This is a genomic window from Paenisporosarcina sp. HGH0030 (assembly GCF_000411295.1).
In the GTDB taxonomy this organism is placed as follows: domain Bacteria; phylum Bacillota; class Bacilli; order Bacillales_A; family Planococcaceae; genus Paenisporosarcina.
Map to the genome: position 1 here is coordinate 391,226 of NZ_KE150422.1, position 19,535 is coordinate 410,760.

Sequence of the window (19,535 nt, forward strand, 5' to 3'; positions counted from 1 at the left end):
AACGAGCGGTGAGTTAATCATCGCTCGTTTTCCTTTGTAGATGAAGGTGCTATTTGATTTGATATCGTTTCAATAAAATGCTTTAAAATCCGCGCAGTCAATCCCCAAATCGTATACTGCTCGTAGTCATAAAACCATTCTTCCATCATCCGTGCTCTCCATTGGTAATCACTGCCGTTCACGATCTTATCATATGGAAAATCCTCCATCGGCATCGGTTGAACGGGGACCATGTGAACGTACGGTTTATGGTCCAACAGCCACTGAACGGGGATTGTAAATGTCTCTTTCACTTCATCTGGATTGAAGGAATAGGTTTGATGGTGATCAATGGTTGCAACGAATGGATAGACCACCAATGACGATGTTGGAATAAAGACGCTCATCTGCCCCAGGACGTGAATGGCTGATTGATCAATTCCCAACTCTTCATGTGTTTCCCGAATAGCTGCGTCCATTGGGGATGCATCGGTCGGATCGATTCGTCCACCTGGAAAACTGATATCCCCTGGTTGCTTTCTCATTGTCAGTGAACGCACTTCAAACAGAACATGCCATTCTCCTTCCACTTGAACAAGCGGAATCAGAACTGCCGAACGCATCGCGGTCTCCTCGCCAATAAACAGAGGTTGATTTTGATTTAATCCATTTTTTATCTTTTCCAGGAACATTGAATCTCCCCCCACTTCATTGTTTTATCTCCCCCTATCGTATCATGAAAATCTTGAGATAAAAGAAATGAAGTGCCACTCTGACAACGGACTTGAAATGGTTTTCTATTGGTTCTGTTTCATATATGCAATGGTTTGTTTCAAGCCTTCTTCATATGAAGTAGTTGGACCTTTTCCTATCAGCTTTTCAACCTTTTCACCATTCAGTACAACCGGTTCTTCATTTAAATAGAACATTTCAACCACTTCACGCATCTGGCGATTAAACATCCCCAAAAACCGAATCATATTCTTTGAAATCGTTGACACACCTTTTTGATAGCCCGTGATTTCTCTGATCGTCTTGACAATTTCTTCACCCGAAATGACACCATGCCCTGGAATGTTCCAGCTTTGACCATATGCCTCATTAAGTAGGGATAGACTGACGATGGCCTTTGCTCCGTCTGGCGTGTAAATAAATTCCCTAGAAATCCGTTGATCACCGACATAGCTCGTTTTTTTATCCTTCACCACATTTAACAATGTGTAATTTAATATCGTATTTTCCGCATTGGGACCGTAAAAGTCAGGAAAATGGGCAATTAATGCTGGAACATTGGATTCCTTAACTTGAGTTTCAACCTTCAATCGTATGTTTCCTTTTTTCGTATGTGGATTTTTGATAGTCGTTTCACTTACTTTCTCACCACCACTACGTCCATAGGCATAAATATTATCCACAATGGCGAGCTTTGCAGCATGCTTTTCTGCCGTTTGAAGTATATTGGACATCAAAATAGGGAGCTTTTCTTTCCATTCGATATATGGAATATTGGCGGAATGGTAAATAATGTCCACGTCCTGAGCAGCCTTATCCAAATCCTCTAATCGAAAAAGATCTCCCGAAAAAATAGTGACATTTTCCTCTTCCCCAAAAAGTTTCTCTAACTTTTCCCTATTGCGGGCAAATGCCGTCACCATAATCCCTCTACTTAGCAATTCTTTTACAATTGAATAACCAATTCCTCCGGAAGCGCCCAATACTAACACTTTTTTCATCATCTCAATCCCCCTCGTTAATTAACCACTGGTAAATTAAAATCAAAAAAAATTAGGCAATTGCTTTCATCAAAAAATTCACGTGAACAATTGCCATTTCCTTAACATCCTCAAATGTATTAACATGCCTGCAATAATGCGTGACAAAACCATGTAAAGACAAAAAGATACAGTAGATTTCCTGTAACGATACTTTATTGCCACATAAGGAAGATATGTTTTGAGCAAACAATTCATAGCTCTTGGAAGGTCCTTGATTGATAAAATTTCGGACTTCCTCATCTTTAATTAAAAACATGATTTCATAATGATTTTGATGCGTAAGCCCAAACTCAATAAATCCCATAAGAATTTCCTTTAATTTATCTTCGTTGCCGGTCTCTTTCTCCATTACATCCATTTGTATTTGATCGAGCATAAAGAAATGCTCTTCCACTAATGCGTAAAACAACTCGGCTTTATTTTCAAAATGATAATACAGTGCCCCATGACTATAACCTAATTCTTTAGCTATTTGCCTCATGGATACATGCTGATACCCCTTCTTCACAAAAAGGTTTCTTGCTGCTTCCATAATCATTTCCCTTGTTAATTCCTGAAGTACAGATTTTCTTGGTGACATATTTTCCTCCTAATTAACCAGTGTTCAATTAAATTATATTTGATAAATTTTCCAATGTCAATTTTGGAATTTTTCTAGGCGAACCTTATCTCAGAGGTTTAAATAAACGAGCATTTGTATTCCGTCAGAAGACACGAACGACTACTATTTCAAAGTTCGGTACATGCGTAAAAGTGCTTCAAGAGCGATATCTAGAAGTAGCATGGGTATAATAAAAGTACAGTAGAAAACACTAAAATAGAATGTCCTTGTTCAGTGAATAAAGCTTAATACTCAATATCATAGAAATACCTAAATGATTATTTAATCATAAGAAATATGGAGGCGATACAATGACTAAAGAAAAAGCTGCAATTGAAAACGGATGGAACTTAGATAACAGTTATGCCCGACTCCCTAAATCATTTTTTACCAAGATCACCCCAAATGCTGTGCATTCGCCTGAGTTGATAAAATTTAATGATTCCTTGGCAACATCACTTGGATTGAATATTGATGAGTTAAAAAGTAAAGACGGCGTAGCGGAGCTTGCAGGCAATAGCATTCCTGATGGATCAATTCCGCTAGCGCAAGCTTATGCCGGGCATCAATTCGGGAATTTTAACATGTTAGGAGACGGCCGTGCACTGCTGATTGGCGAACAAATCACGCCTTCAGGTGAACGATTTGATATTCAACTCAAGGGTTCAGGACCAACACCTTATTCCCGCCGGGGTGATGGTCGAGCGGCACTTGGTCCGATGCTACGTGAATACATCATCAGTGAAGCCATGCATGCTCTTGGTATACCTACAACCAGAAGCCTCGCAGTAGTGGCAACTGGTGAGTCAATCATCCGCGAAACCGAACTGCCTGGTGCCATTCTAACCCGTATCGCAGCCAGTCATCTACGCGTTGGTACGTTTCAATACGCTGCAAATTTCGGCACAATTGAAGACGTCCGGACGCTTGCTGACTATACAATAGAGCGTCATTATCCATATGTTGCAGGTAATGAAAATCGATATCTATCGTTACTCCTAGAAGTCATCAAACGTCAGGCTGACTTGATCGCAAAATGGCAACTCGTTGGCTTTATCCACGGGGTCATGAACACCGACAACATGACCATCAGCGGAGAAACCATCGACTATGGTCCTTGCGCATTTATGGATGAATATGATCCAGCAACGGTATTCAGTTCCATTGACCACCAAGGTCGTTATGCATACGGCAATCAGCCATACATGGCAGGTTGGAATCTAGCGCGCCTTGCAGAAACTTTATTGCCGTTGTTCCATGATGATCAGGAGCAAGCAATCAAAATCGCCCAAGACGCGATTGCAGAATTTAATAAGTTGTATCACGAGAACTGGTATGCAGGAATGAGAGCAAAACTGGGAATTTTCAATGAAGAGAAAGAAGATGAAACCTTGATTGAAGACCTTCTTAATATGATGCAGAAGTATCGTGCGGACTATACCAATACATTCCGTGCACTGACTTTCGATAAGCTTGAAGATACGGACCTGTTCAACAGTGATGAATTTGTGGAGTGGAATAAGCGTTGGCATACGAGATTGGGAAGACAAGAAGAATCTAAAGAATCTTCTCAACAGTTGATGAGGGATTCAAATCCTGCGATTATTCCTCGTAACCACCTGGTTGAAGAAGCACTTGAAGCTGCAGTTGAACGTGGAGATTATGGCGTGATGGAGAAATTACTTGAAGTACTTTCTAGTCCTTTTGAACACGCTAGCGAAAAAGCTGATTATTGTATGGTGCCTGGGGATTCATCAGGTTCTTATCGGACTTTTTGTGGTACTTGATTAAAAATCAATTAGTAATAAATACAAAATAAAATGCCTGTCATCGAATACGTCATTCGATGACAGGCATTAATAATTACTCGAATCGCTACTCGACTGTTTCAATCTCTAACTCATCCAGTAACCTAATATGCTCAATGTGTTCATCCCCACCAAAGCCACTTCCATACAGCGAATTAACTGGGGGTAGCACTTTGCCGAAATGATCATAGGCCATCCAGCCAAAATACATATAGTATTCTATATTAAAGGAATTGCTGAACACATCTGGCTGTCTTGCTGTCTCCAACTTTGTATATGAAGCTAAAATAGATGACCATCTATCTGGCAATGGAATAACACCGTATGATGTTTCCGAGAGTTCAACTATTTCCTCGAGCTGAACACCTGGATCATAGTAATCGATGCCTTCCGTAATGTGGAATGACCGATCTTTTATCAGATAGAACTTCAGCTTTTCAATCGGTGTTTCAGGAGCAATGTTCCACACCAAGTGGGTAGTGGAGTAATCTCCATCTTCAATACGCCATGAATGTGGTTCACCACCTGTATTGACTGACACCAGCTCCCATTCTCTTTTTTGCCATACCCAATGACTGACTCCATATTTGTTCTCTTCCGATATAAACGGGACAAATACATGTTTTTCATCAAGCGCGATGGTGTCCTGAATCTCTTTTACATTTGATTGCGGGAAAATGTGATTGATTTCCTTAATCAATTCTTCCTTATCAGGAAAGGAACTAGGATTATAAGAAGTAATCCAATAAATCAAACTGATGACGAGTAATATGGCCATGACACTTAATGTAACCAATAGTTTTTTCTTTGACATTTTAATTTATCCCCTCAATCAGAGAGTGTTTAAAGCGAAAATAACGCTGTTCTTTTGGGGTGGATATCAAAAGTCCTTTTCCATCCTCTTCGATATAAACTACAGAGATCAGTCCACTTCCCCATTTTGGGATAGCTCCGATAAGTTGGTAAGGAAACTTTTCTTGTGTGTTGGTCGAATCCTCTCCCAAATCCGCTCCGTAATACCAGTCTGTGCTATGTATCGGTTCTTCACTGAAATCAAGAATGGTTGCCAAAGCATTTTCTTTATCCAGTTCCTGATGCTTTTCCCCAGGGTGAATGGGAATAATAGAAGCGTCGTCAATGTTCGAAATATAAGTTGACGGTTCACCCCCGGGATAAATGACCTGAAAAATAGGAACCGCAAGCAGCAAGAAGATGAGAAAGATAAAGTTGGCTGCAAAACCAAACCAGGCAAATGGTCGGTAAGTCTTCCACGCCTCGTTCTTTTTTCTGAAATATGCATATAAAACCCATACACCCAGAGGCAAAATCGATATTCTCATCGCCGTACCGAAAATCTCAATATCGAATGAGAACGAAAACACCCCGACTAGCATGACCACTAGCACTTTCCATATTTTCGGTTTGACTGATTGCCCTTTATAAAGACGATATGCAATCCATGCAATGACACACCACGCTAATATACTCACACTCACTTCCACCACATTGTTGTTCTCCAAGAAAATCATTCCCCTTATTGCTAATGATTGCACACGATTCATGCTTATAAATCTAGTTAGCACCTTCTTAATTTCGACAGGTAAGCTGAATAACCTTCCAATATTTTCTTTTTATGAATCATTTTTAATGTTGGTGCGAGAGCACGGGGTCTTCTTGGGAAGCGTCCAGAAAAATACGGTGAGAAAGATATTGAGATGATGGAAGCACTTATTGATGAAGGTACACCAATCAAAGATGGGGCAGAAAGATGTGGCCTTTCTCGAACAACCATTTATCACTATTTTGAGCGTATGTGATCTGATTATATATGGAACAAGATTTTGCATCAGCGGAACGGATGGTCATTGCTAAATTCCATTTTAAAGATGCTCTCTGAAGAAACTCATTAAGACATATTAGATTCATAACGATGAGACTACCAATTAGAAACAACTTTTGATGATTGTTCCCTCTTTATTAGGAAACATGCTATACGTTTCAAGTAACCAAAATCAGTAATCTTATCATTTATGTAAAACACCCCTTAGTTGAAGACAAAGGGTTATTCAACTACTTGAATAAGTTCAAAGTGAATAAATAAACCCCGTTTGTCTCCACTTAACTGCCATCCCTCAAAATAATTAACTGTCGTGAAACTACTCAAGATAAATGCTACCTTCAAATTCCACAAATAAATCAGATATTTCTTCAAATGTAGGAAATTCAATATTCTTTTTCCCATTCTGAGCTCCCGAATTTAGTCCACATGTATGAAATAAGTATTGTTAGAAAAGCATAATCAGAGTTAGCAATTTGATTTTATTCATAATAAACGGCTATAGGGGTTACTAACAAATCTCCAACTTCAATAATTTTAAATGATCCAAGTAATATGTCTAACATCATTGTTGGAATAACATCTAAATCATCTTCCGCAAATGCCTTAATATTATTACCTGTAATAACATTTTCTTTTTTTCCAATGACTCGTATTAACATCTTGGCTTTTCGACTGTTGTCAGTTCGAAAGGATAAGGATTCTGTTGACTCTCGTAAATATTCTTTCTTTAATAGGCCTATTTTATTATTTGCTTTAATAACCGTGAGCCCATTTAATAGTTTTGATGCCAACGTACTAAATGTGTTAATTTGCTTGAAAATATTTAATATGGGTTGCGTACTTTCAAATGTGTCTACAATAATTCTAGCTTTTTCCATATTACCGCGATCTTTAGCGTTAGGATTAGACTTATTTAGTAAATTTTTCGCTTGTTCATAACTCAACCCCAAATCATCAATTTCTAAGCGCATAAAACTGCTCATCGAATCTAAATCCATAGCATTACTCAATAGTTCAAAATCGTAAAAACGAAAAGTTGACTCTTCGATATATAAATCTCCTTCCTTAAAATTCTCACCCTTGGAAAGAAGATTCTTCTTAACTAGTTTATCTGTCAATAATTCTAATGCGTAATCATGAAAAGCTTTATTTAAAATATCTTTTTGCCCTTCAAGTATTGTTCTAGAATAATTTTCGCTTTCACTTCCATTATTGCCCAATGACGCTCCCGCACCTAAACTGCCCCCTGGAAATAATCCAGTCCCAACTTTAATGCTAGCTGTGAGTCCCGAATTTTTCCCTTTGGTTGATTGAGTTGAATTACTATTTGTTTCTTGATCAGACGTCTCAATTGAAAAGTTATTTACAAGTCCTTCATCCAATTGTGCAAGCATTGAATTCATTATGTCTGTATCCAAATAAATAAATTCTTTCATTTAATATCCTCCAATATTTTTAAATTTAATCTGTGATTGAATGTTAATTGTGGGCTAGGCTCTTTTTGAGCTGAAAAGGATGTATTAATTATTCTTCTTCTGAAGTATTAATTTCCATTCGATACCCTAATGCATTTAAGACTGCCTTTGTAGCAAAACTAATTGCGTCACGCGAATTTAAAATTTTATTTTCATCCCCAATAATATTATTAACAAATACATAACTATTACGATTCCAGTCGAATTGGGCGATTTTACGAAAATATTCTTTTAATTGAGTTTCATTTTGAGCTACTTTAATGAACGTTCCAGCTACTCTTGAAGCTACAATAATACCTGTGCCGCTAGTCAATACATTGTTATTCCGGATAGCCGGGATATCAGAAGGATTTTTAGATTGAAGATGATTTAGTATGTCTGCGATGTATTTATTATCTTCTAGTTCTTTAAAGAAAAGGGCTGTATTTCTTCCCACAGTTTCCTTTAAATTCACGTCATTAGCTAATATCATTGATACTTTGAGGCTTTTAGTAGATTGTGAATTATATCCGGCTATTTCCATTACTGCACTTTTTAAGTTATTAATTGTGAAAATATTATTTGAATTTTTAGATACACTTGTTGAAAGTAATTCAGTAGTTTGTTTTAGATATTCAATATCATCAATTAAATCTACTACTATATTAGAAACTTTATCACGAGTATTAAATAGAGTATTAATTGATGAGCTTGTTTGTTTCGCATTTTGATTTACATCTACAAAATCTTGCCGTATTTTACGTGTGCTTTTTTCGTACACAATGTTTAAGAGTATACTGCTATCAGCGATTTCTTCAGCGGATTCTACAGCTAATTCACGTATCGCTACAGCACGATGATTCCCATCTAAGCATTCAAATTCGTAATCAATCGGAAGAATAACCAGCCCAGCCATAGATCCTACAGATTCAAATCTAATATTTAGTTCTTCTTCAGTTTCGTCTCCAAAAGTATAAGGGCGAAAATCTAATTCTTCGAACGAAGTAAGAGTGATTGGGGGAATAGTAAACTGTTCTTCAGTTATGATATAATCTTTAATTTCATTCTTATGTGTAGTATCTAAAAATCGATTACGAATTTCAGATTGAATAATTTCTTTGTTTTTCTTTTTTGCAGAAGATGTGTGAATAAATTTCCCTAAAACTCGGTATGGTAATGTGATAGCATACCAAATTCGTTTACCACTTTTATATTTAATTGCTGGTAATGTGATAGATGCAATTGGAGATCCTGCATTGATTGGATTAGCTTTACTGTATGTTTGATTATTCATATATTAACACCCCTTATTATTTTGTTACGTTTAATATAAAATATAAAATACATATTGTAAAGGTTTTTACGTTTAATTATAGACGTAAAATATCGATATCAAACTGTAAACAACTCTCAAAATACAACCAGCTCAGTTAGATAAACTGAGCTGGTAGTATTTTTTTTTATAACACATAACACCAATTTTTTAAAATTAGTTCGCTTTAATTTCACATTCTTGCACCTACGATTCCGACCTTCTCTCCTTCATAAGCTTCGAAGCTAATATTTTTAACCACAAGTGTGGATTCCATATACTTTTTAATGCCATTCAATTTTAATTCCAACATAAATTTTCCTTCTTTCATCCATAATCAAAGCTACGCCGTTTATGGATAGACAAAGAAGAACTTCATTACTATGAAATTTTTTTCAAATAAAAAAGACCATAGGAAGAAGATTTCTTCCTACAGCCTGAAATATTCAATACAAATAATTTATTAAGCATAAATCAAAAAATCTGCTCGACTAAAAAGCGCAGTTTTTTGCCTATAGAAATACTTGAATAAATTATTATCCTGATTTCAGTAAAGTAAGTTGTCTTCTAATTGCCTTCATTCCATAAAGAGCATGACAATTAAACCTAAAATAATAGGCGAATATCCACTCGTTACAAAATCCCTATTAATTTTCAAAAATTAATATCAGCAATTAGTCGGCTCCATAAACTTACTTTCCCCCTCCAGAATTTTCTCTATTATCTAACAGTCGAATTTTTCTGTAAATCAATGTTTATGTTTAAGTTGAATTGGTTAGGGGATACTTAATATGGACATTTAGTATCCTTAAATAATTATAGGGTCTATAAAAAAACTAGAAATAAAATGCGTAATTATTTGGAGGGTGAGGTTTCTGTGAAACTGTATCAGGTTAGAAAAGGGCAAATTGTATATTTTCAAAATGAATTGCACAAGGTTTATTCGGTAAAACCTATGTATAGAAAATCTGTCCATCTTATGAAATTGAGGGATTTATCACAGCATTTAAGCAGTGCGGCGGAAATCGATAAGTACCAGCCTAAGGAGCTGGATAGCTTTATTTTCAATAAAAACATCTATACCCTCAGCAAGGATCGAAAAGCTGAAGAAGGAGATTTCATCTTAATTACTCATCCCAATCCTGATTACTTGGATCATTATTCTTTAAATGAAATTGAGGTAGTGTCATCCGCTGAATCTAAAGGGGTTGTTACAAGCAAGTCTAACGGGGTTAGGCATAATGAGTATCTTTTGATGGTTCCAGGCCGCCATGAACACAGCAACCCGATTGAATACCGAGACATTCAAAATATTGATGACAGCAGTTTGAATGACCTGTCAAACTTTAATGCTGATATGCTGCCGTCTATAGGCGATGTGTATAGAAGCAATGATAAAGATGAATCAATCGAAGCGATGGTTATTGCCATCCAAGGCAATTCTGTATTTCTCGGTGGCAATTTAGAGTTGGCACTTGAAGAGTTGATGAACACTGAAAAATGGGAATTTCTTTATAACCTTCTTGATCAATGATTTCTTTATTTCATCTTCACAATCGGACTTATCTGCCTTTTTAATTTCACATTTTATTTCTGTTGGAGGTTTCCATGAACGTTGACAAGCTAAAAGAAAACAGTGTATTTATCATCTCACTGTTACTAACCCTAATCTTTATTGTGTGGGGGATCTTTTTCACAGATCTTCTTACCAAAGTGACCGATACCATTTATAATGCATCGATTGATTATCTTGGATGGGTTTATATCGGCGCTACCCTTTTCTTTGTGATTTTTTCCATCTATTTGTTGTTTTCTAAATATGGCCATATTCGGTTAGGGAAGTCGACAGACCGACCTGATTTCAATACCGCGTCCTGGCTAGCTATGTTGTTTGGAGCAGGGATGGGAATAGGGATTGTTTACTGGAGTGTCGCCGAGCCGGTCACCCATTATACGACCCCTCCATACGGAGAAGGCTATACCATTGATGCAGCCAATACTGCCATGAAATATACCTTTTTCCATTGGGGTCTGCATCCATGGGCGATTTACACGGTTATTGGACTGGCTCTTGCTCTTTGCCAATACAACAAAAAACTGCCTGCAGCCATTAGTTCTGTTTTCTATCCGATTCTGAAAGATAAAATCTATGGACCCATTGGGAAAACAATTGATATTCTTTCGGTATTTGCAACTGTCTTTGGCATTGCAACATCTCTTGGCCTTGGAGCCTTGCAAGTTACTGCAGGGATGCATTCCATATTCGGTGCTCCCAATACGTTACTTGTTCAGCTGATTGTCATTGTCGTGGCTACAGTTATTTTCCTCATTTCAATCAACACTGGCTTGGAGAAGGGTATTCAATACTTATCCAACGCGGCAATGATAATATCGTTTGCCATTTTATTATTAATTCTGATTGTCGGTCCAACCCTGACCATCATTAAAGTATTCTTTAATACTACTGGGCTCTATATCAATGATTTCGTCCAAATGAGTTTAAGGATGAGACCATTTGGTGAAGGCGAATGGATTGCATCCTGGACATTATTTTATTGGGCTTGGTGGATTGCATGGGCACCTTTTGTCGGGATGTTCATCGCCCGTATTTCTAGGGGGAGAACCGTTAAAGAATTTGTCATAGGCGTGTTAATCGTTCCAACTCTAGGTACTTGTATTTGGATGTCCATCTTTGGCGGTTCCGCTCTTGATATGGTAGTCGACTCTGGAAACCATGAACTGGCCACCTATATAAAGGACAATGTATCTCTAGCAATTTTCACATTCTTTGATCATCTTCCGTTAAGTTCCGTATTAAGCATCATGGGATTTGCTCTAGTTGCTATTTATTACGTAACCGTTGCAGATACATCTACATTTGTATTAGGTATGCTGAGTGAAGGTGGAACATTAAATCCTTCCAATAAAATCAAAATGACATGGGGTATCATTCAATCTGCAGTGGCAGCTGTCCTGCTAATATCGGGTGGATTAGAAGTATTGCAAACTGCATCTATTGCAGCTGCATTTCCATTTGCTATCATTATGATCTTTATGTGCTACTCCTTGCTGAAAGGACTGCAAAGTGAATTGGAAATACAACCAAGAAGTAAAAGTCATAGAACAGTGGTAAGGAAAACGACGCCATCTGCGTTTAAAAATATTTGAATCGAAAAACTGGAGCCTTTTGGTGCTCCAGTTTTTTGTGTTCATATTACTATTTTGCTCAACGTTCAAGTCTGTGAATGTTCCGTGTAATCTAGCCAGTCAGAAAATTGTAAAGTCGAATTCCATTCGCTTTTGCTTACCACTCCTTCTTTGTTGCGAGATAAAGTGGCTAAGTCCACCCTTTCCATTAACAGGAATATTTATCTGAATACTGGAACTTTTTAACTACTGAATCGTATACCAAAGAAAGGTGTATTAAATGGAGGAGGATGGGACGTTGCATAAGATACGATGCATAAGTGGCTTCATGCTAATTACTTGCTTGCTGATGACTGGCTGTACGAAGGAAAAAACGGAAGTTCAAGGTGAAACTACAGTTGTGTCGACCGATGAAAAAGTTGAAAGTCAAGGCAAGGATGACGTTGTGTTGGACGATGAAAAAAACATAGCTGCGATCACGGCTGTGCTTGAACATGATTATACGGTCCCGAATGAGGAATATATAAAATCATGGGAAAACCTTACCAAAAAATACGATGAGATTTACGAAAATGATGCAGAAGGAACGGTCTATACTTCGGACCCAACGGAAGGCACTCCTGAACGGGAGGCTTATATGGATTTCTTTAAAAAGGCGTATGGACCATATTTCACGGATAGCGAGTATGATTTCTACATTAACTCCCTTGCGTTGCATCCTCACCACATGGGGGAAGATTATTCTTATGAAATAAAGGTCCTCGACATTCAGGTGATAAAAAGCAAAAACCCGAATACACCTCTAACTTACGATTTTACCGTGCTGGTTGAGTACACCAAAAAAGGTGAGAAATCCATGGAATTTAAAATTACTGGAGATGCCATTTGTCCTGAAGAAGGCAAAATCGGGCGTATTAGATTCCTTGATGACGGAGGGCTTCAAAAACAAGATCAATAAATTAATGAACGTATATTAGCACTGCCCCCGGGCAGTGTTTTTCGTTTACTTGCTGTTAATTTCAATTAGCAAACTGACAGAAATTGCTATACACTTTAAGTAATACTAAACGGCTGTGTGGTGATTTTTTTGTTCAAATTGTTGTTAATTGAAGATGATGCTTCCTTGTTTGATGAAATACAGGACAGGCTCTCGCAGTGGTCTTACGAAGTTTTCGGAATCCATGATTTCAACAATGTCATGGATGAGTTTATATCCGTTAAGCCTGATCTGGTCATTATTGATATTCAGCTACCCAAATTTGATGGCTTTCATTGGTGCCGGATGATTCGGTCGCATTCGAATGTGCCGATCATCTTCCTGTCCTCCCGTGACCATCCCACAGACATGGTCATGTCAATGCAGCTTGGGGCTGATGACTTTATCCAGAAGCCTTTCCATTTTGAGGTTCTTATTGCGAAGATCCAGGCGATTCTTCGCCGAGCTTACAACTATAGTTCCGATCCGGTAAGCCTGCGGACGTGGTGCGGTGCCGCGGTTGATTTTGAAAAGAGTACGGTTTCGAATGATTTGGGTTCAATTGAACTGACCAAGAATGAAAGCTTCATCCTTCAGCTCCTCATAGAGCAGAAGAATAAAATCGTCACCAGGGACCAGTTGATGAACAGCCTTTGGGACGACAAGCGCTTCATCAGCGACAATACGCTGACGGTCAATGTCAACCGGCTGCGCAAGCGCCTTGATGAGCTAGGACTCGGACAATACATACTAACGAAAGTCGGACAGGGATATATGGCGCTTGAAGAGGCAAAGAATTATGATTCGTAACTTCCTGACTGAACGAGTCAGCTGGATTCTCCTGTTCGCTGCATTGCAAGTTTTCGGCCTGTTCATTGCCTATATTGACGCGGCGATCCCATTCGGCCCCATACTCTATATTTCTTTCTTGTCCTTCTTACTTTTTGTCGTCTTTTTATGCTTCCGTTATTTTAAAGAAACGAGATTTTACCGAAGCCTGGAAGATTGGGAAAGCAGCCTCGACCTTTCGGAAGTTGCAGAACCCGTTAGCCCTTTTGAAACAATTGTCGAGCGCAGCATCACGGAGCAAACTGCGCTGCTGAAAGCAGAGCTGTCAGAAAACCGCATCCATTTGGAGGAGGAGAAAGACGATCTTCTATCCTGGATTCATGAAGTCAAAACTCCTTTGACCGCCATGCAATTGATGATTGGACGCGTCGAAAATGAATCGCTGAAAGCCCATCTGAACCAAGAATGGCTTCGGATTCACTTACTTTTGGACCAGCAGCTCCACCAAAAACGTCTGACAGTCATCGAGAACGACCTTTATATCGAACAAGTCAATCTTGAATCGATTGTTTTCACTGAAATCAAAACAGTGCAATCATGGTGCATACAAAAAGGCATTGGCTTTGACATACAGCTCGACATAACCGACGTACTGAGTGATGCTAAGTGGCTGTCCTTCATCATCCGTCAGCTGTTGACCAATGCCATCAAATATAGTGACGCAAGCGACATCCAAATCCGAAGCTACAGTCAAGACGGCCAGACCTTCCTGGATATAGTGGACCAAGGAAGAGGAATCGATCCGAAAGACCTTCCAAGAATCTTTGACAAAGGGTTCACTTCAACGACCAATCACCGGGAGCTGGCCTCGACCGGCATCGGCCTCTATTTGGCGAAAAAAGCAGCAGCCCCCCTTCTCATCAAAATTGATGTGGAGTCTCAGATTGGTCAAGGGACGACTGTCACTTTATCATTTCCTAAACAAAATGAATTTGTGAACTTACAGGGCATGTGACAAAAGTGTCACATGCTTTTGTTTTTTGTTCGGCCAATCGCAGGATTAACATGTCATTCCTTTTTATAATTAACTCATCCCAACAAAACAAAAGGAGTATGGACATATGAACATATTGGAAGCAAGAAAAATCCGTAAGAGCTACGGCAGCAAGTTAAATAGACAGGAAGTACTGAAAGGCATAGACATCAGTATCCAGAAAGGTGAATTCGTAAGTATCATGGGCGCATCCGGGTCCGGCAAGACGACTTTGCTGAATGTTCTTTCCACTATCGACCATGTAAGCGAAGGTACCATCCAGATCAATGGCAGTGAAATGAACCGAATGAAGGAGAAACAGCTGGCCGAATTCCGCAAAAACCATCTCGGTTTCATCTTCCAGGAATACAACCTGCTTGACACCCTGACGGTAAAGGAAAATATCCTGCTGCCGCTATCAATCACCAAATTGCCGAAAAAGGAAGCCGAAGACAAGTTTACGATATTGGCTAGTGGGCTCGGCATTCTGGAGATTGCGCATAAATATCCGAATGAAATATCAGGCGGCCAAAAGCAGCGGACTTCCGCAGCACGGGCATTCATCCATGAACCAAGCATTATTTTCGCGGATGAGCCGACCGGCGCTCTTGACTCAAAATCCGCTTCAGACTTGCTGAACAAACTGAGCGAATTGAACAGGCAGAGACAGTCAACTATCGCAATGGTGACACATGACCCTACCGCTGCCAGCTTCTGCAGCCGGGTGATTTTCATCAAGGACGGCCAAGTGTATACGCAACTGCATAAAGGGAATCAATCCAGAAAGACGTTCTTCGAAGATATCATCAAAACGCAAGGTGTGCTTGGAGGAGTTCAGAATGAACATTAACATCATCATCTTCCGCAACCTGAAAAAGAATCTCAAAAATTATTATCTATATGTATTTGCACTCGTATTCAGTGTCGCACTGTATTTCTCATTCGTCACCCTGCAATACGATCCGGCGATGGATGCAACGAAAGGCACAATCAAAGGCGGGGCTTCCATTCGTGCAGCCTCCATCCTGCTCGTGGCGATTGTCACGATATTCGTGCTGTATGCCAACACGATTTTCATTAAACGGCGCAGCCGAGAAATCGGCTTGTTCCAACTAATCGGCATGACCAAAGCGAAAATATTCCGTATCCTGAGCATCGAGAATCTCATCCTTTATTTCAGCTCAATCGTATTGGGGATTTTTATCGGGTTTTCATTTTCTAAATTGGCTTTGATGATTCTATTTAAACTGACGGCAGTAGATACTGCGGCCACCCTCCAGTTTTCAACACAGGCGTTCATCCAGACACTGGCTGTTTTCATTGGGATCTTTTTATTGATTTTGGTGATGAATTATTTGTTCATCCGAAAACAAAGCATATTATCCTTATTCACTTTGACTTCCTCCACGGAAAGCCATGTGAAGAAAACATCCAAATGGGAAATCGCCATTGGCATTGCAGGATTGTTTTTAATCGGTTCAGGATACTTCGTATCATCCAGATTGTTCGAAGGCGATTTCTCGGGAATGACTGGGCTTTTCATTGCCATGGCATACACACTCGCTTCAGTCATTATCGGGACATACTTGTTCTATAAAGGGTCGGTCAGTTTCCTTGCCAACTTGATCCGAAAGAAAAAAGATGGTCATTTAACCGTCCATGAAGTGCTGTCACTGTCCTCCATCCAGTTTAGGCTGAAATCAAACGCACTACTGCTAACGATTATCACGGCAGTATCGGCACTGGCAATTGGCTTGCTGTGCTTAAGCTATATCTCTTATTATTCAGCAGAAAAGACGGCAACGGATTATTCCCCTGCTCAATTTTCACTGACCGATACAGCTGCCGCTGATAAATTCAAGCATTCACTGGAGTCAGAGGGCATCAAGTACCGTGAAACTTTGATCGACGTCCTCACTGTGAAAATCAATGCCTCTGACATTATGGAAACAGAACTGCCGGAGCTTGCGAAGGATGCAGCTGCCATGTCGCTTCCTGTCGTCAGCGACAGCAGTGTCAAAAGCATTGATGTCAAGGCGGATGAAACGGTCTTCACTGGGACCAGCAATTTGCTCCAGAAAATCATCAAAATTAAAGACTCAGGAAACATTGAGCTGATTGGCAAAACAGAACGTATCCCACAGAAGTTCATAGGGATGGAGAAGGACTTCGTCGTCTCCTGGTACTTCACGGATGGTGGACTTCCAATCGCTGTCGTCGACAAAACTGTGTTCGAGCGATTGAAAAATGATGTGGATCCCGCTATTCAAAAAGAATCCATGGTTTATATCGGCATCGACATAGCCGATGAAAAGGAAATCGTTCGTGCGAATGAAATGTTTGCAGAAAACGGATTGAGTGGCAACTATGCCAACGATTCCCGCCTGGATATAAGCAAGAAGCAGAAGAATACGATGGGCCTTGCTATGTTCATTGTTGGATTCCTCGGGCTCACTTTCCTAATCACTTCAGGCTGTATCCTGTACTTCAAGCAGATGGGCGAGAGTGATGAAGAAAAACCGAACTACACCATTCTGCGAAAGCTTGGTTTTACACAAAGCGATTTGCTGAAAGGAATCCGCTATAAACAGCTGTTCAATTTCGGCATTCCTTTAATCGTCGGACTCGCACACAGCTACTTTGCGGTCCAATCGGGCTGGTTCCTGTTCGGGACCGAGCTATGGGCTCCGATGTTTATCGTCATGGGGATTTACACAGCTTTATATTCGATCTTTGGACTATTGTCAATCCTGTATTCCAAGAAGGTGATCAAGGAGTCTCTTTAGTAGCATCGGATTAGAACGAACTGCTAGAGTCGAGTTTATCTTCCACTATTCATTCTAATATTGAACTTTTAAAGGTTTCGTGACGTTCCTAGTTTTCGAAGTGTGAAGTGGAACAAGAAGTTATCACATCATGCGGCATCTCTTCTGTATTAGAATACGATCATCATCATCCCTATCATTTGTACAAAAAAGACAGCTTCTCCTTTAATCCGGAGAAGCTGTCTTTTCATGTAAACCATAAGGGTTAAAGATTCTATTTTGCATTCACATCGGGCTGATGGATTCCGAATATATTGCCTTCGGTATCAATATAGTATCCTTGCCATGCCATTCCAGGCAGGGCATATTTGGGCATTGCGACCTTGCCGCCATTCTCAATAATTTTCGCTTCCGTTAAATCGTAATTTTCCACTCCCATTGTACAAGCAAATCCATTTAAAGCTTGGTTTGTTTCCGGCGGAGCACTTTGACGTTGCATTAAAGCGCCATTGATTCCAGGTTCCTTTTCATCACCAGTCACAGCTCCAAAGTAAGGCATTCCTGCATATTCACTATAATCTTGAAATGACCATCCAAATACCTCTCCATAAAATTTCTTTGCTTGTTCCATGTCATTCACATGAATTTCGAAATGAACTAATCTCCCCATAATTACCTCCTATTAATTGTTACATACATTGTCTTTCACCAAAGGCAAATGGACATTCTTCCACCTTGATAAAAGGAGTTTCTATAATGTAAGTATTCTCTATCTATAGCTCAGGTTCCTTTTTCAACTATATAAAAATTTTTCAATACCATTACTTTTTGCGAGCAGAATAACTCTTAGGTAGTTCAAGATTATGCTGCTCCATGACCACACGTAGGCGGTCTGGGTAGTCAGTGATGATTCCATCTACGCCATCATCGATAAGCTTGTCCATAGTAGGCTCGTCGTCGACTGTCCACGGAATGACCTTCATGCCGTACTTGTGCGCATCCTGAACCATACTCTTTGTCACATACGGCACATAGCTCTCATCAGTGACTTTTCCATTCTGCGGGAAACCATGAACTGGTGAAATGGCGTCAACGCCGAACGAGTGGGCCGCCGCAACGAGGTCTCCCCCAAAGTCGTCTATGTCAATACCACCCAACCAAGGAGATGCACCCGGCTGACCTGGTTGCAGGAATTGAGGACCGTTAGTCAGTGCGATTAGAGGTAAGCGTGGTTCAACCTCTTTCATCCGCATGAGCGCACCCCAATCGAAGCTTTGGATTGAAACTCGGTTAAGCATTCCGGCTTCGCGAACCTCTTGGGCAACTATCTGCACGAATTCTTCACGTGGAGCTGTTTGCTCCGGTGCCCCGGCTTCCACCTTCGTCTCGATATTCATCCAGACATTATTAGCGTTGTAGAGCTTGACAAGATCGAAAACCTCGGATAGAAGTGGTATCTGTGCACCAGTGCTCAGGGCCTGACCTGGGTATTGTGGCAACATTTGTGAACCGCAGTCCAGCGTACGTACCTGAGCAAGAGTTAGATCCTTTATATACTTGCCAACGTAAGGGTACTCAGGGTCGCCAGCAAATGCCGGGCCTTTGTCTGTACACTTGGCACCCGATATCTTACGGTCGTGAGTAATAACTGCTTGATGGTCTTCGGTAATCTGCACGTCAAGTTCGAGTGTACTCACCCCGAGCTCGAGGGCCTTGGAAAACGATGCAATTGTGGACTCAACGGTGAGCCCAAGTCCGCCGCGGTGCGCCTGAAGATCAAACTCTTTGGGACCAAAGCTCTTCGAGTTGTGTGACCAAGACGGGTTTATAGCGGCTGAGGCTGGTTGTACTGACACTTGGCTTGCCGCTGAACACACCATAAGGGTAGCCATTGTTGCTAATATAAAATTTTTCCTTTTCATATTGCTCATCTCCTTATAAAATCTATTACTCTTATAAGTTTAGATGATTGATGTAAATCCTTGATTAATATGATAATAAGAGAAAGTAAATATAAATAAGTAAATGGTCTTGGTGCCGCCCTTTTCATTAAATA

Annotated in this window: 17 protein-coding genes and 1 pseudogene; 9 read left to right on the forward strand and 9 right to left on the reverse strand. The window is 39.9% G+C overall.

Annotation, left to right across the window (positions count from 1 at the left end; translation table 11 throughout):
* Positions 1–17: 17 nt before the first annotated feature.
* From HMPREF1210_RS14060 to HMPREF1210_RS14070, 3 genes are all read right to left on the reverse strand, one after another.
* A complete protein-coding gene (locus tag HMPREF1210_RS14060) occupies positions 18–671 on the reverse strand; it encodes a CoA pyrophosphatase (RefSeq protein WP_016429364.1) in 654 nt (217 codons plus the stop codon).
* 105 nt (positions 672–776) lie between these two features.
* A complete protein-coding gene (locus HMPREF1210_RS14065) occupies positions 777–1,712 on the reverse strand; it encodes an SDR family NAD(P)-dependent oxidoreductase (protein ID WP_036660235.1) in 936 nt (311 codons plus the stop codon).
* A 52-nt stretch (positions 1,713–1,764) separates the two neighbouring features.
* A complete protein-coding gene (locus tag HMPREF1210_RS14070) occupies positions 1,765–2,334 on the reverse strand; it encodes a TetR/AcrR family transcriptional regulator (RefSeq protein ID WP_016429366.1) in 570 nt (189 codons plus the stop codon).
* 332 nt (positions 2,335–2,666) lie between these two features.
* Between HMPREF1210_RS14070 and HMPREF1210_RS14075 the strand changes: the two genes are divergently transcribed.
* On the forward strand, positions 2,667–4,142 hold the full coding sequence (locus HMPREF1210_RS14075) for a YdiU family protein (RefSeq protein ID WP_016429367.1): 1,476 nt from the start codon (positions 2,667–2,669) through the stop codon (positions 4,140–4,142).
* A gap of 88 nt (positions 4,143–4,230) precedes the next feature.
* Here the strand turns inward: HMPREF1210_RS14075 and HMPREF1210_RS14080 are convergent, their stop codons facing one another.
* Positions 4,231–4,977, reverse strand: coding sequence for a hypothetical protein (locus tag HMPREF1210_RS14080; RefSeq protein ID WP_016429368.1), 747 nt, complete (start codon positions 4,975–4,977; stop codon positions 4,231–4,233).
* Position 4,978: 1 nt separating this feature from the next.
* The gene (locus tag HMPREF1210_RS14085) at positions 4,979–5,683 is read right to left on the reverse strand and encodes a hypothetical protein (RefSeq protein WP_147640356.1); all 705 of its coding nucleotides are present in this window, start codon (positions 5,681–5,683) and stop codon (positions 4,979–4,981) included.
* Between the two features lie 135 nt (positions 5,684–5,818).
* Between HMPREF1210_RS14085 and HMPREF1210_RS17835 the strand changes: the two are divergent.
* Positions 5,819–5,980: pseudogene (locus tag HMPREF1210_RS17835) on the forward strand (helix-turn-helix domain-containing protein); the annotation flags it as partial.
* A 502-nt stretch (positions 5,981–6,482) separates the two neighbouring features.
* On the opposite strand, the gene HMPREF1210_RS14095 reads toward HMPREF1210_RS17835, so the two are convergent.
* Entirely contained in the window at positions 6,483–7,439 is a 957-nt protein-coding gene (locus tag HMPREF1210_RS14095; RefSeq protein ID WP_016429371.1) for a hypothetical protein, read from the reverse strand.
* Positions 7,440–7,527: 88 nt separating this feature from the next.
* The gene (locus HMPREF1210_RS14100) at positions 7,528–8,751 is read right to left on the reverse strand and encodes a DNA sulfur modification protein DndB (RefSeq protein WP_016429372.1); all 1,224 of its coding nucleotides are present in this window, start codon (positions 8,749–8,751) and stop codon (positions 7,528–7,530) included.
* 895 nt (positions 8,752–9,646) lie between these two features.
* Between HMPREF1210_RS14100 and HMPREF1210_RS14105 the strand changes: the two genes are divergently transcribed.
* The 7 genes from HMPREF1210_RS14105 to HMPREF1210_RS14135 all read left to right on the forward strand — a co-directional run bounded on the left by HMPREF1210_RS14105 (position 9,647) and on the right by HMPREF1210_RS14135 (position 17,500).
* Entirely contained in the window at positions 9,647–10,303 is a 657-nt protein-coding gene (locus HMPREF1210_RS14105; protein ID WP_016429374.1) for a hypothetical protein, read from the forward strand.
* Positions 10,304–10,377: 74 nt separating this feature from the next.
* A complete protein-coding gene (locus tag HMPREF1210_RS14110; RefSeq protein ID WP_016429375.1) occupies positions 10,378–11,937 on the forward strand; it encodes a BCCT family transporter in 1,560 nt (519 codons plus the stop codon).
* Positions 11,938–12,214: 277 nt separating this feature from the next.
* Positions 12,215–12,874, forward strand: a complete 660-nt coding sequence (locus tag HMPREF1210_RS14115; RefSeq protein WP_051123233.1) for a hypothetical protein — start codon at positions 12,215–12,217, stop codon at positions 12,872–12,874.
* Positions 12,875–13,003: 129 nt separating this feature from the next.
* A complete protein-coding gene (locus tag HMPREF1210_RS14120; RefSeq protein WP_036660152.1) occupies positions 13,004–13,702 on the forward strand; it encodes a response regulator transcription factor in 699 nt (232 codons plus the stop codon).
* Positions 13,692–14,696, forward strand: a complete 1,005-nt coding sequence (locus tag HMPREF1210_RS14125) for a sensor histidine kinase (protein ID WP_016429377.1) — start codon at positions 13,692–13,694, stop codon at positions 14,694–14,696. Before HMPREF1210_RS14120 ends, HMPREF1210_RS14125 begins: the two co-directional genes overlap by 11 nt.
* A 106-nt stretch (positions 14,697–14,802) precedes the next feature.
* Entirely contained in the window at positions 14,803–15,564 is a 762-nt protein-coding gene (locus tag HMPREF1210_RS14130) for an ABC transporter ATP-binding protein (RefSeq protein WP_016429378.1), read from the forward strand.
* Entirely contained in the window at positions 15,554–17,500 is a 1,947-nt protein-coding gene (locus HMPREF1210_RS14135; RefSeq protein WP_016429379.1) for an ABC transporter permease, read from the forward strand. The genes HMPREF1210_RS14130 and HMPREF1210_RS14135 overlap by 11 nt, the downstream gene beginning before the upstream one ends.
* A 253-nt stretch (positions 17,501–17,753) precedes the next feature.
* On the opposite strand, the gene HMPREF1210_RS14140 is transcribed toward HMPREF1210_RS14135, so the two are convergent.
* Complete coding sequence (locus HMPREF1210_RS14140) at positions 17,754–18,149, reverse strand: VOC family protein (protein ID WP_016429380.1); 396 nt, start codon at positions 18,147–18,149, stop codon at positions 17,754–17,756.
* A 151-nt stretch (positions 18,150–18,300) separates the two neighbouring features.
* Positions 18,301–19,401: a glycerophosphodiester phosphodiesterase family protein gene (locus HMPREF1210_RS14145; RefSeq protein ID WP_016429381.1), complete on the reverse strand. Its 1,101-nt coding sequence runs from the start codon at positions 19,399–19,401 to the stop codon at positions 18,301–18,303.
* Positions 19,402–19,535: the final 134 nt, after the last annotated feature.

What these genes read in the sequence shown, in the direction of transcription:
- HMPREF1210_RS14060 (WP_016429364.1), bottom strand. Translation starts at nt 671, where the DNA reads ATGTTCCTGGAAAAGATAAAAAATGGATTAAATCAAAATCAACCTCTG.
- HMPREF1210_RS14065 (WP_036660235.1), bottom strand. Translation starts at nt 1,712, where the DNA reads ATGAAAAAAGTGTTAGTATTGGGCGCTTCCGGAGGAATTGGTTATTCA.
- HMPREF1210_RS14070 (WP_016429366.1), bottom strand. Translation starts at nt 2,334, where the DNA reads ATGTCACCAAGAAAATCTGTACTTCAGGAATTAACAAGGGAAATGATT.
- HMPREF1210_RS14075 (WP_016429367.1), top strand. Translation starts at nt 2,667, where the DNA reads ATGACTAAAGAAAAAGCTGCAATTGAAAACGGATGGAACTTAGATAAC.
- HMPREF1210_RS14080 (WP_016429368.1), bottom strand. Translation starts at nt 4,977, where the DNA reads ATGTCAAAGAAAAAACTATTGGTTACATTAAGTGTCATGGCCATATTA.
- HMPREF1210_RS14095 (WP_016429371.1), bottom strand. Translation starts at nt 7,439, where the DNA reads ATGAAAGAATTTATTTATTTGGATACAGACATAATGAATTCAATGCTT.
- HMPREF1210_RS14100 (WP_016429372.1), bottom strand. Translation starts at nt 8,751, where the DNA reads ATGAATAATCAAACATACAGTAAAGCTAATCCAATCAATGCAGGATCT.
- HMPREF1210_RS14110 (WP_016429375.1), top strand. Translation starts at nt 10,378, where the DNA reads ATGAACGTTGACAAGCTAAAAGAAAACAGTGTATTTATCATCTCACTG.
- HMPREF1210_RS14125 (WP_016429377.1), top strand. Translation starts at nt 13,692, where the DNA reads ATGATTCGTAACTTCCTGACTGAACGAGTCAGCTGGATTCTCCTGTTC.
- HMPREF1210_RS14130 (WP_016429378.1), top strand. Translation starts at nt 14,803, where the DNA reads ATGAACATATTGGAAGCAAGAAAAATCCGTAAGAGCTACGGCAGCAAG.
- HMPREF1210_RS14135 (WP_016429379.1), top strand. Translation starts at nt 15,554, where the DNA reads ATGAACATTAACATCATCATCTTCCGCAACCTGAAAAAGAATCTCAAA.
- HMPREF1210_RS14140 (WP_016429380.1), bottom strand. Translation starts at nt 18,149, where the DNA reads ATGGGGAGATTAGTTCATTTCGAAATTCATGTGAATGACATGGAACAA.
- HMPREF1210_RS14145 (WP_016429381.1), bottom strand. Translation starts at nt 19,401, where the DNA reads ATGAAAAGGAAAAATTTTATATTAGCAACAATGGCTACCCTTATGGTG.